At 54.7% G+C, this 14,378-nt stretch carries 11 protein-coding genes; 9 read left to right on the forward strand and 2 right to left on the reverse strand.

Going from position 1 to position 14,378, the window contains the following annotated elements:
* Positions 1-72: 72 nt before the first annotated feature.
* The 4 genes from Q4544_RS03730 (at position 73) to Q4544_RS03745 (ending at position 3,783) form a co-directional block, all read left to right on the forward strand.
* Positions 73-360, forward strand: coding sequence for a co-chaperone GroES (locus Q4544_RS03730; RefSeq protein WP_303504141.1), 288 nt, complete (start codon positions 73-75; stop codon positions 358-360).
* Positions 361-412: 52 nt separating this feature from the next.
* Positions 413-2,050 (forward strand): chaperonin GroEL, encoded by a 1,638-nt coding sequence (groL, locus tag Q4544_RS03735; protein ID WP_303504142.1) that lies wholly within the window; start codon positions 413-415, stop codon positions 2,048-2,050.
* Between the two features lie 208 nt (positions 2,051-2,258).
* On the forward strand, positions 2,259-3,095 hold the full coding sequence (locus tag Q4544_RS03740) for a DMT family transporter (protein ID WP_303504143.1): 837 nt from the start codon (positions 2,259-2,261) through the stop codon (positions 3,093-3,095).
* Between the two features lie 55 nt (positions 3,096-3,150).
* Positions 3,151-3,783 carry a hypothetical protein gene (locus Q4544_RS03745; RefSeq protein ID WP_303504144.1) on the forward strand — a complete coding sequence of 211 codons (633 nt, stop codon included), beginning with the start codon at positions 3,151-3,153 and terminating at the stop codon, positions 3,781-3,783.
* A 51-nt stretch (positions 3,784-3,834) separates the two neighbouring features.
* On the opposite strand, the gene carB is transcribed toward Q4544_RS03745, so the two are convergent.
* Positions 3,835-7,167, reverse strand: a complete 3,333-nt coding sequence (carB, locus tag Q4544_RS03750; protein WP_303504145.1) for a carbamoyl-phosphate synthase large subunit — start codon at positions 7,165-7,167, stop codon at positions 3,835-3,837.
* A gap of 228 nt (positions 7,168-7,395) precedes the next feature.
* Between carB and Q4544_RS03755 the strand changes: the two genes are divergently transcribed.
* The 3 genes from Q4544_RS03755 (at position 7,396) to Q4544_RS03765 (ending at position 9,476) form a co-directional block, all read left to right on the forward strand.
* On the forward strand, positions 7,396-8,517 hold the full coding sequence (locus Q4544_RS03755) for an aminodeoxychorismate synthase component I (RefSeq protein ID WP_303504146.1): 1,122 nt from the start codon (positions 7,396-7,398) through the stop codon (positions 8,515-8,517).
* Entirely contained in the window at positions 8,472-9,113 is a 642-nt protein-coding gene (locus tag Q4544_RS03760) for an aminotransferase class IV family protein (protein ID WP_303504147.1), read from the forward strand. Before Q4544_RS03755 ends, Q4544_RS03760 begins: the two co-directional genes overlap by 46 nt.
* Before the next feature lie 93 nt (positions 9,114-9,206).
* Positions 9,207-9,476, forward strand: a complete 270-nt coding sequence (locus tag Q4544_RS03765) for a glutaredoxin (protein WP_303504148.1) — start codon at positions 9,207-9,209, stop codon at positions 9,474-9,476.
* A gap of 4 nt (positions 9,477-9,480) precedes the next feature.
* Here the strand turns inward: Q4544_RS03765 and Q4544_RS03770 are convergent, their stop codons facing one another.
* On the reverse strand, positions 9,481-10,698 hold the full coding sequence (locus tag Q4544_RS03770) for a cyclopropane-fatty-acyl-phospholipid synthase family protein (RefSeq protein ID WP_303504149.1): 1,218 nt from the start codon (positions 10,696-10,698) through the stop codon (positions 9,481-9,483).
* Positions 10,699-10,965: 267 nt separating this feature from the next.
* Between Q4544_RS03770 and aspS the strand changes: the two genes are divergently transcribed.
* The gene (aspS, locus tag Q4544_RS03775) at positions 10,966-12,828 is read left to right on the forward strand and encodes an aspartate--tRNA ligase (protein WP_303504150.1); all 1,863 of its coding nucleotides are present in this window, start codon (positions 10,966-10,968) and stop codon (positions 12,826-12,828) included.
* A gap of 154 nt (positions 12,829-12,982) precedes the next feature.
* The gene (locus Q4544_RS03780; protein WP_303504151.1) at positions 12,983-14,374 is read left to right on the forward strand and encodes a DUF1800 family protein; all 1,392 of its coding nucleotides are present in this window, start codon (positions 12,983-12,985) and stop codon (positions 14,372-14,374) included.
* Positions 14,375-14,378: the final 4 nt, after the last annotated feature.

The raw sequence follows: 14,378 nt of genomic DNA on the forward strand, positions 1-14,378 counted from the left end.
AGCACTCGCCGGTAGGGAGTGCTAATCGCTCCGCTCGGAGTGAGGGAGAAACTTAATAGGGAAACCTACACCATGGCATTTACACCGCTGCATGACCGCGTTGTTGTTCGTCGCACTGAAAGCGAAGAGAAAACATCTGGCGGCTTGATCATTCCAGATTCCGCAAAAGAAAAGCCTGCTGAAGGTGAAGTCATCGCTGTTGGCGAAGGCGCACGTAAAGACAGCGGCGAGCTGATCACACCAGCCGTTTCCACAGGCGACAAAGTTCTGTTCGGCAAATGGTCCGGCACTGAAATCACCATCGACGGTGAAGAGCTGCTGATCATGAAAGAGTCCGACATCATGGGCATCCTAGCCTAATCGTCGACCCTGAACTAACTTACAGAATTTTTAAGAATTAGGAGCTATTACAATGGCTAAGGAAGTCAAATTTGACACCGACGCGCGTAATGCAATGCTGCGCGGCGTCAACGTTCTTGCAGACGCAGTTAAAGTAACACTGGGCCCAAAAGGCCGTAACGTTGTTCTTGATAAATCTTTTGGCGCACCACGTATCACCAAAGATGGTGTTTCCGTTGCGAAAGAGATCGAACTTGAAGACAAGTTCGAGAACATGGGCGCACAAATGGTTAAGGAAGTTGCTTCCCGTACCAATGACGAAGCAGGCGACGGTACAACAACCGCGACTGTTCTGGCACAAGCCATCGTTAAAGAAGGTCTGAAGCAGGTTGCTGCTGGCCTGAACCCAATGGATCTAAAGCGCGGCATCGACCTGGCGACTGCAAAAGTTGTTCAAGGCCTGAAAGACGCGTCTCGCGAAGTAAAAGACTCTGCTGAAGTTGCTCAGGTTGGTACAATCTCTGCAAACGGCGAATCCGCAATCGGCCAGCAAATCGCAGATGCGATGCAAAAAGTTGGCAACGAAGGCGTTATCACCGTTGAAGAGAACAAAGGTCTGGAAACAGAAACTGATGTTGTTGAAGGCATGCAGTTCGACCGTGGCTTCTTGTCCCCTTACTTCGTGACGAACCCTGACAAAATGATCGCAGACCTCGAAGACTGCATGATCTTGTTGCACGAGAAGAAACTGTCTTCTTTGCAGCCAATGGTTCCACTGCTCGAGCAAGTGATCCAGTCTCAGAAGCCTCTTCTGATCATCGCAGAAGATGTTGAAGGCGAAGCGCTTGCAACTCTGGTTGTGAACAAACTGCGCGGCGGTCTGAAAATCGCAGCTGTTAAAGCACCTGGTTTCGGCGATCGTCGTAAGTCCATGTTGCAAGACATCGCGATCCTGACTGGCGGCCAAGTGATTTCCGAAGACATCGGCATGAAGCTTGAGAACGTCACAATGGACATGCTGGGTACTGCGAAAAAAGTTACCATCACCAAAGACGAAACAACTGTTGTTGACGGTGCAGGCGATAAAGCAGAGATCGAAGCACGTGTTGCTCAGATCCGCACTCAGATCGAAGAAACAACATCTGACTACGATCGTGAAAAGCTGCAAGAGCGCGTTGCCAAACTGGCAGGCGGTGTTGCTGTTATCCGCGTTGGCGGCATGACTGAAGTAGAAGTTAAAGAACGCAAAGACCGCGTTGACGATGCACTGAACGCGACCCGCGCAGCGGTTCAAGAAGGTGTTATCGTTGGTGGTGGTGTTGCTCTGGTTCAAGCTGGTAAAGCACTTGCCGGCCTAGAAGGCGCAAACGCTGACCAAAACGCAGGCATCAAAATCGTTTCTAAAGCAATCGAAGCGCCTCTGCGTCAGATCGCTGAGAACGCCGGTGTTGACGGTGCGGTTGTTGCTGGCAAAGTTCGCGAAAGCGACGACGTGTCCTTCGGCTTTAACGCACAGACTGAAGAGTATGGCGACATGTTCTCCTTTGGTGTTATCGACCCTGCAAAAGTGACACGTACTGCGTTGGAAGACGCGGCGTCTATTGCAGGTCTGTTGATCACAACAGAAGCGATGATCGCTGACAAACCATCCAAAGACGGCGGCGGCGCACCTGCAATGCCTGACATGGGCGGCATGGGCGGCATGATGTAATCATCGCCTTCCATTTGGAAGACATTGGGGCTGCGCTTTGCGCGGCCCCTTTTTTGTTTGCGCTGCAAACAAGCCTTCGGCGAAGGTATTTTGATCAGGAAAAGACCAGATGCCTCGCGCAATTGTGGGCGATGGATTGGTAATTTCTGTTGCGCCTTGAAATGCGATAGATCAGTGTCGCGCGAGTCTGCCCCAACTTGAGTTTGCGATGCGCATTTTACTTTTGACAATATTGACCATGCTGGCCTTTGCGGCCAATTCCGTTTTGAACCGTATGGCTATTGTTGATGGCGGAATGGATGCCATCCTCTTTGCTGTCGTGCGTTTGGCCGCGGGCGCTTTGGCCTTGGCTGCACTTGTCGCATGGCAAAGACGAGGCTTTCAGATTGGCGGCGCTAACCGGTTTTTTGGCGTCGCAAGCCTGTTGATTTATCTCTTTGGGTTTTCCATTGCCTATCAATCGCTTGATGCAGGTGTTGGCGCGCTTTTGTTGTTCGGGACGGTACAGATCACGATGTTCATGTCCGCTGTTCTGGCGAAAGAAGCCATACCCAGCAATCGCTGGGCTGGGGCGGCATTGGCCTTTGCGGGCTTGGTCTGGCTCTTATGGCCGGGGCAAGGTACGGCCCTATCGGTCCCGCATATGACCGCCATGATCTTCGCGGGTTTCGGTTGGGGCGTGTATTCTCTGGTTGGACGTCATGAAAGCGATGCGACACAGGCGACGGCCATGAACTTTATTCTGGCGGTGCCATTTGGCGTGATGGCCTTGGGATTTCTGACTACGGATACTCAGGCCTACACCGGGACAGGCGTGTTTCTTGCTGTGGTGTCAGGCGTAGTAACATCTGGCTTGGGCTATGCTCTATGGTATGCGGTTTTACCGGCCCTTGGCGCCAGCCGCGCAGCCGTTGCGCAATTGACGGTCCCGATTATCGCGACGGCCGGGGGGCTTATCTTTTTGGATGAGCCGATCACATTTAAGTTTGCCATAGCAGCGCTTTTGGTTCTTGGTGGCGTTTGGCTATCTCTGCGCCGCGCATAGTGCTGACACACAAAGTTTTTTCGGTAGCACGCGCATTTCAGTCTATGCTGGTCCAATGAAAAGACATTGGATCTGGGGCGCTCTGTTTTACGCGCTGTTATTGGGTAGTGGATTCTTGCTGGGAAAAACCATTCCGCAATGGGTCCATGTCCCCGGAGGCGCGGCGCAGCCCTTTAGTTTGATGGTGCTTGCCGTTGCAGCAATTTACATGCTGGCTTCGGCATTGCCCTTCGTGCCCGGAGCGGAAATTGGCTTTGCCTTGATGATGGTCTTTGGCGGGCGGATCGCTGTGCTTGTCTATCTGTGTATGGTGCTTGCCCTATGGATCGCCTTTGGCGCGGGCCAACTGGTTCCCAAGACCACCTTAATTCGCCTCTTTGTGGCGTTGCGGATGAAACGTGCCGCAGTATTGGTGCGCCAGACGGATGAAATGACGCCCAACCAACGCCGCGACTACCTGCTCAGTCGATCCTCGGGCAGGGTTGTCTCATTTCTATTAAAGAACCGGTATTTGGCGATGATTGTCGTGCTGAACATGCCCGGCAACGTCGTCTTGGGCGGCGGTGGCGGCATCGCGCTTTTTGCCGGGATGAGCCGACTCTTTTCGCCATTGGGATTCTGCATCGCCACAGCGCTCGCCGTCGCGCCGGTGCCCGTTATCGTCATGTTGCTTGGCTATCAGCCATAAACGAAAAAGGGAGGCCGAAGCCCCCCAATTTCAATCACTATGTCAAAGCGCTTAGCCCTGTAGGGCACGCACTTCGATCTCACCTTCGTTGCGCGCTTTGATCGCCAATGCCGCAGCATGAGAGGCCGCAGCCGTCGTGAAATACGGGATCTTGTCGTTCAAAGTCACCGCACGGATATCGCGGCTATCTTCGACAGCTTGTGCGCCTTCGGTGGTGTTCATAACCAAGGCGATCTCGCCGTTTTTCAACATATCAACGATGTTCGGGCGGCCTTCGTAGACCTTGTTGACCCGTTCACAGGCAACGTTCTGCTCGCTCAGCCAATTCGCCGTGCCAGCCGTCGCGACCAGTGTGAAGCCCAAGCCAACCAGGATTTGCGCGGCTTCCAACATCATCGGCGTTTTGTCTGCATCTTTGATTGATACGAACACTTTGCCTTCACTCGGAAGAACCATGCCAGCGCCCATTTGCGCCTTTAGGAACGCTGTCGCAAAATCGCGATCCCAACCCATGACTTCGCCGGTTGACCGCATTTCTGGGCCAAGGATCGTATCGACACCCGGGAACCGGTTGAATGGCATCACAGCTTCCTTGACAGAGAACCAAGGCATCATCGGATCAGCCAAAGTCATTTGATCTGCAATCGGCTGTGGCGCGCTGATGTCTGCACCTTCGTCATATGGTGGACGCTCTGGGAAGTTGCTGAGTGGCTCACCCGCCATCAAGCGCGCAGCAATCGACGCAATCGCGCTATCAGTGGCTTTCGCAACAAACGGTACAGTCCGCGACGCCCGTGGGTTCACCTCGATCAAGAAGATTTCGTCATCTTTAACCGCAAACTGGATGTTCATCAGACCAACAACATTCAGCGCCAGCGCCAAAGCGTTGGTTTGTGTTTTGATCTCTGCGATGATCTCGTCAGACAGGCTGTATGGCGGCAAGGAACACGCAGAGTCACCAGAGTGAACACCGGCTTCTTCGATGTGCTGCATGATGCCCGCGATGTGCACGTTTTTGCCGTCACACAATGCGTCCACATCCAGCTCCGTCGCGCCTGCTAGATAGCTATCCAGCAGAACTGGGCTATCACCAGAAACAACAACCGCTTCGTTGATGTAACGTTCCAACTGACCCATATCGCGCACGATTTCCATCGCGCGACCACCCAGAACATAGGATGGGCGAATAACCAGCGGGAAGCCAATTTCTTCCGCAATCTCTAACGCTTGTGCGTCAGTGGATGCGATACCGTTATGCGGCTGCTTCAGGCCAAGGTTGTTCACCAACTCTTGGAAACGCTCACGGTCTTCGGCCAGGTCAATCGCATCTGGAGTTGTACCCAGAATTGGAATGCCCGCCGCTTCCAGCGAGTTCGCCAGTTTCAGTGGTGTCTGACCACCGAACTGAACAATCACACCATGCAGCGTGCCGTTTTCTTGCTCAACACGTAGGATTTCCATGACGTGTTCGTAGGTCAGCGGCTCAAAGTACAACCGGTCAGAGGTGTCATAGTCGGTCGACACTGTCTCTGGGTTACAGTTGATCATGATGGTTTCATAACCCGCATCTGTCAGCGCATAGCAGGCGTGGCAGCAGCAGTAATCAAACTCAATCCCTTGGCCGATCCGGTTTGGACCGCCGCCCAGAATAACCACCTTTTTGCGATCAGATGGGCGTGCTTCACACTCCACTTCGTCAAACACAGGCGCTTCGTATGTGGAATACATATACGGAGTTTGCGCTTCGAATTCAGCGGCACAAGTATCGATCCGTTTGAACACGGCCTTAACACCAAGGTTCCGCCGCGCGCGTGCTACGTTGTCTTCGTCACGGCCCGTCAGGGTCGCCAAACGTGCATCGGTAAAGCCCATCATCTTCAGATGACGCAGGCCTTTTTCATCCAGCGGTAGGCCGTTCTTACGCACACCTTCTTCAGCATCAATGATCTCGCGAATACGCTCAAGGAACCACGGGTCAAACATGGTGACCTTGTGGATTTCATCGTTGCTTAGACCCAAACGCATTGCTTGTGCGATCACACGGATACGATCCGGTGTTTGCTTGGACAGCGCTTTCACAATTGCGGAATGCTCTGGCGCGCCTTCGATTTCAATCTCGTCAAAACCGGTCAGGCCAGATTCCATAGACGCCAATGCTTTTTGCAATGACTCATGGATCGTCCGGCCAATCGCCATAGCTTCACCAACAGATTTCATCGCTGTTGTCAGATATGGTTCAGAACCCGGGAACTTCTCGAATGCGAATTTCGGGATTTTAGTGACCACATAGTCAATCGACGGCTCAAAGGACGCAGGCGTCACTTTGGTGATGTCGTTGTCCAACTCGTCCAGTGTAAAGCCAACCGCCAGCTTCGCCGCGATCTTCGCAATCGGGAAACCAGTCGCTTTAGACGCCAACGCAGAAGAGCGTGACACACGTGGGTTCATCTCAATAACGACCATACGACCATCAGCCGGGTTCACAGCCCACTGCACGTTTGAACCACCGGTCTCAACCCCGATCTCGCGCAGAACAGAGATAGAGTGATTCCGCATGATCTGATATTCTTTGTCAGTCAGCGTCAGGGCAGGGGCCACAGTGATCGAGTCACCGGTGTGCACACCCATCGGATCAATGTTTTCAATCGCACAAACGATAATGGCGTTATCCGCTTTATCGCGGACCACTTCCATTTCGAATTCTTTCCAACCCAACAGGCTTTCGTCGACCAGAATTTGGTTCACTGGTGACGCATCCATACCTGTGCGGCAGAAGTGCATGTAGTCTTCGCGGTTATACGCAACACCGCCGCCTGTGCCGCCCATGGTAAAGGCTGGGCGAATGATGGCTGGCAGACCGATGTCTTCCAGCTCTTCCAATGCCAAACGAACGCCTTCATCCAAATCGGCTTCGCCATTGTCTTTCTTCGGCGCGGTCACAATAGACGCACGCGGGTTTTCGATGCCCAGACGATCCATCGCTTCGCGGAACAATTTGCGGTCTTCGGCCATTTCGATCGCGTCGCGTGTCGCGCCGATCATCTCTACGCCGAATTCTTCCAGCACACCCATTTCTTCCAAAGCCAAGGATGTGTTCAGGCCCGTCTGACCACCCATGGTTGGCAACAACGCATCTGGGCGCTCTTTTTCGATGATCTTCGCCACAACTTCCGGCGTGATCGGCTCGATGTATGTGGCATCCGCCAAACCAGGGTCGGTCATGATCGTCGCTGGGTTGCTATTCACCAGAATGACACGATAGCCTTCTTCGCGAAGCGCTTTACACGCTTGGGCACCGGAATAGTCAAATTCACAAGCCTGGCCGATAACAATAGGGCCGGCTCCGATAATCATGATGGATTGGATGTCAGTTCTTTTTGGCATGGCAGACCTCAGAGGTAGGGGTGAGCAGACTCACCGCGGGCGCAAATTGTCGTGGGTTATAGACATCAGAAGGCAAGGTGCAAGGGGGTCTACGCGAATTCTGGACGCTTCGCCGCTCTGCAGCGTCATAACACAACTTTGGCTAGCAAATTTTATGCGCGTTTTCCCTGCTGCATAGATATTGCGGGCAGAGTATATCAATTTCACGACGAACAACAGGAGCACCGCGTGCAGATTCGCTTTGATCAGGGCCCGATGGGGGCAGGCACTTGGTTTGATGCGCCCAGCGACATGATCATGGCGCATACCGCCGCCGAGGTGCCCGCCGCATTGGATGCCATGCAAGCCATCCGCGACTCGGGACGCTGGCTTGCGGGTTACGCGACCTACGAACTTGGCTACGCGCTGGAACCGAAACTCGCGCCGCTCATGCCAGAAAACCGCCGTCTGCCGCTGATCTGCTTCGGCGTCTACGCAGGTCCGGGTGTCCGCGCGCTAACGCATGGGGACGCTAGCCTAACACAACCCCAACCACGCTGGGACCAGCCCCGTTACGAACAGGCCTACGAAATCGTCAACGCCTTCATCGGCGCAGGTGACATTTACCAAGCCAATCTAACATTCCCGATGGATGCCGAATACACTGGCACATCCCAAGCCCTCTATTCCGCCCTCACCACCCGCCAACCCGTCGGGCAGGGTGCCATGGTGCTACAAGACAACCTGCCAGATTTGCTCAGCCGGTCACCCGAGTTGTTCTTTCGCACCAACAGTTCAGGCATGATCGAAACCCGCCCGATGAAGGGCACGCAACCCCGATCCGAAGACCCCGAAGAAGACGCGCGTTTGATCGCTTGGTTGCAAGCTGACGAAAAAAACCGCGCCGAAAACCTGATGATCGTGGACCTCTTGCGCAACGACATCAGCCGTGTGGCCGAACTCGGCTCGGTCAAGGTGCCAGAGCTTTTCAAAATCGAAAGCTACGCAACCGTGCATCAAATGGTTTCGCTCGTGCGGGCCCAACTGAAACCAACCGCCACTGTCGGCGACATTTTCCATGCACTCTTCCCATGCGGCTCAATCACCGGCGCACCGAAACTGCGCGCCATGGAAATCCTCCGTGATCTCGAACCTTGGCCGCGTGACATCTATTGTGGCTCTATCGGTTGGCTCGCCCCAGATGGCCGCAGCGATTTCAATGTCGCGATCCGCACCCTGATGGTAGAGAATGGCAAAGCCACCCTAAACGTCGGTGGCGGTGTTGTCTGGGACAGCACCGGCCCATCTGAATACGAGGAAGCCCTATGGAAAGCCCGCTACGCGACAGCATTCCAAGTGGAACGCAACTGATCGAAACCTTTGGCTGGACGCCAAAGGACGGCTTTCGCCACCTCGATCTCCACCTTGCCCGGATGGCGCGTTCCGCATTTTTGCTGGGCTTTGCCTACGACGAAGCCCACGCGCTTTACGAACTCCAAGTCGAAGGCGACCAACCACTTCGTTGCCGTCTCACCCTCGGCGAAGAAGGCTTTGCATTCACCAGCACCCCTATGACTCCGGTCGCAGGCACATGGACGCTCGCAATCGCTGACACACGCCTTGCCTCAACCGACCCGTGGCTTGCCCATAAATCCACCCAACGCGCGATCTATGACGATGCTCGCGCCAAGCTCCCACAAGGCATCGACGAATTATTGTTCCTCAACGAACGTGATGAACTCTGCGAAGGCACGATCACCAACCTTTTCGTCACCCAGCAAGATGGCCAAATCATCACCCCACCGCTCTCCTGCGGACTGCTACCCGGCATCTTACGTCAAAGCCTGTTGGACCAAGGCAAAGCGACCGAGGCCCCAATCTCTTTAGAAACCCTAGGCCGTGCCCATGCCATCCATGTCGGAAACTCTCTGCGCGGCCTGATCGGGGCCAAACTGGCCTCGTCGTAACTTTCGTAACAAACCGCACGGCAACGTGTCCGCCCCACACCTTGAGCCAGCATCGCCAATGCCTAAGTCATGCCGGAACAAGGAAACTGACTTATGCCCAAAGCTACTCTCTACCGGATGGATTTGCCTGACTACACTTGTGGATACGGCACCGCAGCGCGTGATCTTTTGAAAAGCAATGGCTTTGAGATTGATGAACACATCTTGCGGTCACGCAAAGCGACGGATGCCTTCAAAGACAAGCACCACATCACCACCACCCCATTGATCTTTATCGACGGTGAAAAAATCGGCGGTTACACGGAACTGAAAAAGCACCTGAAGGCGCAAAAGCCCAAATCCAAACGTTTCTGGAAACGCTAACCGGCTACTGCGCGGCTTCCTGTCGCGCAGCATCCATTTGGCCGCGATACAAGTAATCTCGGGTCAAAGGCACCGCATCTTGCCGCCGTGTCAGTTGAAACTGAAACACGCATTGCCGGTGCAATCGAAACGTCAGCTCGCTGCCAACCAGATAATACCGCCACATCCGGCAAAACCGATCATCATAAAGCTCGCGCGCCTCATCAATGCGCGCCATGAACCGGTCATGCCAATGCTTCAACGTTTCTGCGTAATGCAGCCGCCACACCTCAACATCGGTCACCCACAAACGCTCTTTTTCAATCGCCTTGGTGCATTCTGACATCGACGGAATATACCCGCCCGGAAAGATGTATTTGTTGATCCACGGGCTGGTCCGCGCAGGCGGTGCTGCGCGTCCAATTGTATGGATCAATGCCACGCCATCTTTGGTTAGCTTACGCCGCACATGGTCGAAATACTCGCGATAATGCGGCACGCCCACATGCTCAAACATCCCAACAGACACAATCCGATCAAACCGCTTATTCAACTCGCGATAATCCTGCAGACGAATATCAACACGCCCCTCCAGCCCGGCTTCTCGCACCCGTGCCATCGCCACAGCTTGTTGTTCTTGCGACAGGGTCACGCCCGTCACCCGCACACCGTAATCCTGCGCCAGCGTCAGCGCCATCCCGCCCCAACCACAGCCAATATCCAAAACATGCATATCCGGCTCTAGCATCAGCTTACCTGCAATATGCGCTTTCTTGGCAACTTGCGCCTCTTCCAAAGTCATCGCCGGATCGCGGAAATAGGCGCAGGAATATTGCTTATCCATATCCAGAAACAGATCATACAACTCACCTGACAGGTCATAATGATGCGCCACGTTCTGCCGGGCACGTCCAATCGGGTTGAACTGATGAATGTATTTCAGAAACGGCCCAATAAACCGCTCCGCGCCATGTCCGGTACCTAGTGAAAAGTTGCGCACCCCCAAGGTGATCAACCCGTATAGGTCATCGCCCTCAATCGTCAGGGTGCCATCTGTATATGCCTCACCCACAGCCAATTCAGGGTTCAGCACAATGCGCCTCGGCAAACTCGGGTCCTTCAGCGCAATCCGAACCGGATCACCGCTGCCAAACCGTTCAATACGCCCATCGGGCAAGGTGATTTCTAATGCGCCGCGTTTGATCAAACGCCTCATCATGCGCAGAAATAACGTCGTCCACATACGTTCCCTCCGAACAAAACAACCGACCTGTCGCGCGTCCCGTCGGCTCTCTCCCAACAGTAAGTCTGCAAAAAATAAACCGCTTTTGTAAAGTTTTTCGCGATTTAGCCCCCAAATCGGCGCGCATTCACGCGGTCATAGGGCCATTTTAGTGGCCAAACCCCATACACCGCTTGACTTCGCCGCGTACAAAAGGTGTATCACCCCAGACTGATTTTGCGCGTTTTCGACGCGCCTTCCGAGATGCCCGATGAAAGGCCCAGACGCATGGCAGACCTGACACACGCCTACCGCAGCCACACCTGCGCAGAGCTGAACAAATCTAACGTAGGCGAAACCGTTCGCCTGTCTGGTTGGGTGCACCGTGTACGCGACCACGGCGGCCTGCTGTTCATCGACCTGCGCGACCATTACGGCATCACCCAAGTCATGGCTGACCCAGATAGCCCAGTCTTTGCAGAGCTTGAAAAAGTGCGCTCCGAATGGTGCATCAAGATCGAAGGCAACGTGCTAGCCCGTGACGAAAGCCTTGTGAACAAAGCCATCCCAACTGGCGAAGTCGAAGTCTTTATTCGTGGCCTCGAAGTTCTGGGCGCAGCGGACGAACTGCCGTTGATGGTCTTTGGTGATCAAGAATACCCAGAAGAAACGCGCCTGAAATACCGCTTCCTCGACCTACGTCGCGAAGCGATGCAGGAAAACATGAAGCTGCGTTCAGACGTTGTAATGTCCATGCGCAAACGCATGTGGGAAAAAGACTTCCGCGAGTATCAAACACCAATCATCACAGCATCGTCCCCTGAAGGCGCGCGTGACTTCCTCGTGCCATCTCGTCTGCACCCGGGCAAATTCTACGCCCTGCCACAGGCCCCACAGCAGTTTAAACAGCTGATGATGGTTGCGGGTTTTGACAAATACTTCCAAATCGCGCCGTGCTTCCGTGACGAAGACCCACGCGCTGACCGTTCCCCAACCGACTTCTACCAGCTCGACCTCGAAATGAGCTTTGTAGAACAACAGGACGTCTTCGACACCATCCAGCCAGTTCTACAAGGCGTGTTCGAAGAATTCGGTGGCGGTCGTAAGGTCGATAGCGAATGGCCACAGATTTCCTACAAAGAAGCAGCGCTGAAATACGGCTCTGACAAGCCAGACCTGCGGAACCCAATCGAAATGCAGGTTGTGTCCGAGCATTTCGCAGGCTCCGGCTTTGCCATCTTCGCTAAACTGCTGGAACAAGAAGGCACGCAAATCCGCGCCATCCCAGCCCCAACAGGCGGCTCCCGCAAATTCTGTGACCGCATGAACAAATTCGCCCAACAAGAAGGCCTGCCTGGCATGGGCTACATCTTCTGGCGCGAAAAAACAGCGGACTCTGTTGCCCAAGAACTTGGCATCAAAGTCAAAGAAGCACAGGCCTTGCTGAAATCCGGCGAAGTCGAAGGCGGCATGGAGGCAGCCGGTCCTCTGGCCAAAAACATCGGCCCAGAGCGCACCGAAGCCATCCGTCAGCAGCTTGGTCTAGGTGTTGGCGATGCGGCCTTCTTCCTTGGCGGCAAACCAAAAGCCTTCGAACCCGTTGCAGGCCGCGCCCGTAACGTGATCGGCGACGAATTGGGCCTGACTGACAAAGATCGCTTTGCCTTCGCATGGATCGTGGATTTCCCAATCTACGAAAAAGACGAAGAAACCGGCAAAATCGACTTTGAACACAACCCATTCTCAATGCCACAGGGCGGTATGGACGCACTCAACGGCGATCCACTCGAAGTCCTAGGCTACCAGTATGATCTGGCATGTAACGGCTACGAACTCGTCTCTGGCGCGGTACGTAACCACAAACCAGAAATCATGTTCAAAGCCTTTGAAATCGCGGGCTACGGCAAAGAAGAAGTTGAAAAACGCTTTGGTGCCCTTGTGAACGCATTCCAATACGGCGCTCCACCACACGCAGGTTGTGCCGCAGGTGTGGACCGCATCGTGATGTTGCTGGCCGATCAGCAGAACATCCGCGAAGTGGTCATGTTCCCAATGAACCAACGCGCCGAAGACCTAATGATGAACGCTCCATCCGATCCACACAGCGATCAGCTGATGGAATTGGGCTTGCGGGTTATCCCACAAGACTAAGCGCATCACATAATGACGAAATCGGGGGTCTTCGCGGCCCCCTTTTTTGTGCGCTCGGCAAACCCTCGCCATCTTCCTAAAGTTTTCGACGGAAATTCGACGCCCACGCGTATAACCGCGTATACTCAGCGAAAACAAAGCAGCAGAGGCGTCAATGTTCGAACCAGAGATAGCAGATATCCGCTTTGGCACAGGTCTATCGCCAAGCATCGCGCCACCCGCATCAGTGGCTGACATGCTGTCCGGCCTGACAGGCCCAGACGCGATGGCCGCCCGCTTTCCAATCGAGTCCTTTGACGAATTCCGCCCCCGCATCACAGCCTTTAATCTGGCCCGTCGGACCCGCAACAAAAACCGCGGCACGCCCGTTGGCGATAAAGCAGACAAAGAACGCAAAGCGCTCGTAAAATCCGCGCGCTCTGCCTATGCTGACTTTTTCCGCAACGCGCTCTTGCGCCGCATCCACACAGAAACCGGCCTACGCGAACGCCTCGCCTTTTTCTGGGGCGATCACTTCACCGCCCATGGCAAAGTGATGATCATCAAATGGTCCACCTCGCCTTATATCGAAAGTGCAATCCGCCCGCACATCACCGGTAAATTCGAAGACCTCCTGATCGCCGCCGTCACACACCCGTTGATGCTGCATTACCTTGATCAGAATATCTCAATCGGCCCCAACAGCCCCGCGGGCAAACGCGCGCAGAAAAAAGGCCAAACCAAAGGCCTTAACGAAAACCTCGCCCGCGAAGTGCTAGAGCTGCACACATTGGGCGTCGGCGGCCCCTACAGCCAAGACGACGTACGCCAATTGGCCGAACTTTTCACCGGCATGACCTACAACAAAGAGGGCGCGTTTAATTTTAACAAAAACCTCGCTGAACCGGGTGCCGAAACCGTCTTAGGCTCCGCATATGGCAGCGACACAGCCCAAGTCGAAGACATCCACGCAGCCCTGCGCGCCCTCGCGCGCCACCCCGTCACAGCCCGCCACATTGCCTCAAAACTGGCCCGGCATTTTATCAGCGACACACCTGATCCGGCGCTAATCGCAGCCATGGAAACCGCCTATCTGGACAACGACGGCGCATTGATGCCCGTCTACGAGGCAATGCTCACACATCCTGCTAGCTGGCAAACCACCGCGCAAAACGTCAAACTGCCACTCGATTTCATCGCCACGGCCCTGCGTGCGCTAGAGATCAACGATCAATACCTTGGCCGCACCCGCGAAAAAGAGCTGCGCAATGCGCTCTACATTCCTCTGCAAATTATGGGCCAACCTTGGGAAAAACCAACCGGCCCCGATGGCTGGCCCGAGGAAAACAACCACTGGATCACCCCGCAATTCATGGCCGCGCGCCTGCAATGGGCGCTGGCCGCCCCACAGGCGCTGCGTCGCACGTTACCCGATCCGCGGGCCTTTGCCTCCGCAGCGCTGGGCAACCGTCTGCCCCAGGATGTCCGTTTCGCCGCCGAAGCCGCCGAAAACAGGTGGGAGGGCATCGCCCTTGTCCTGTCCTCCCCAGCCTTTCAACGCCAATAGGAGC

This window comes from Cognatishimia sp. 1_MG-2023, assembly GCF_030548175.1.
GTDB lineage: Bacteria > Pseudomonadota > Alphaproteobacteria > Rhodobacterales > Rhodobacteraceae > Cognatishimia.

Bases quoted from the DNA above. Each gene is read 5' to 3' on its own strand.
- Q4544_RS03730 (WP_303504141.1), top strand. From the start codon at position 73: ATGGCATTTACACCGCTGCATGACCGCGTTGTTGTTCGTCGCACTGAA.
- groL (WP_303504142.1), top strand. From the start codon at position 413: ATGGCTAAGGAAGTCAAATTTGACACCGACGCGCGTAATGCAATGCTG.
- Q4544_RS03740 (WP_303504143.1), top strand. From the start codon at position 2,259: ATGCGCATTTTACTTTTGACAATATTGACCATGCTGGCCTTTGCGGCC.
- Q4544_RS03745 (WP_303504144.1), top strand. From the start codon at position 3,151: ATGAAAAGACATTGGATCTGGGGCGCTCTGTTTTACGCGCTGTTATTG.
- carB (WP_303504145.1), bottom strand. From the start codon at position 7,167: ATGCCAAAAAGAACTGACATCCAATCCATCATGATTATCGGAGCCGGC.
- Q4544_RS03760 (WP_303504147.1), top strand. From the start codon at position 8,472: ATGGAAAGCCCGCTACGCGACAGCATTCCAAGTGGAACGCAACTGATC.
- Q4544_RS03765 (WP_303504148.1), top strand. From the start codon at position 9,207: ATGCCCAAAGCTACTCTCTACCGGATGGATTTGCCTGACTACACTTGT.
- Q4544_RS03770 (WP_303504149.1), bottom strand. From the start codon at position 10,698: ATGTGGACGACGTTATTTCTGCGCATGATGAGGCGTTTGATCAAACGC.
- aspS (WP_303504150.1), top strand. From the start codon at position 10,966: ATGGCAGACCTGACACACGCCTACCGCAGCCACACCTGCGCAGAGCTG.
- Q4544_RS03780 (WP_303504151.1), top strand. From the start codon at position 12,983: ATGTTCGAACCAGAGATAGCAGATATCCGCTTTGGCACAGGTCTATCG.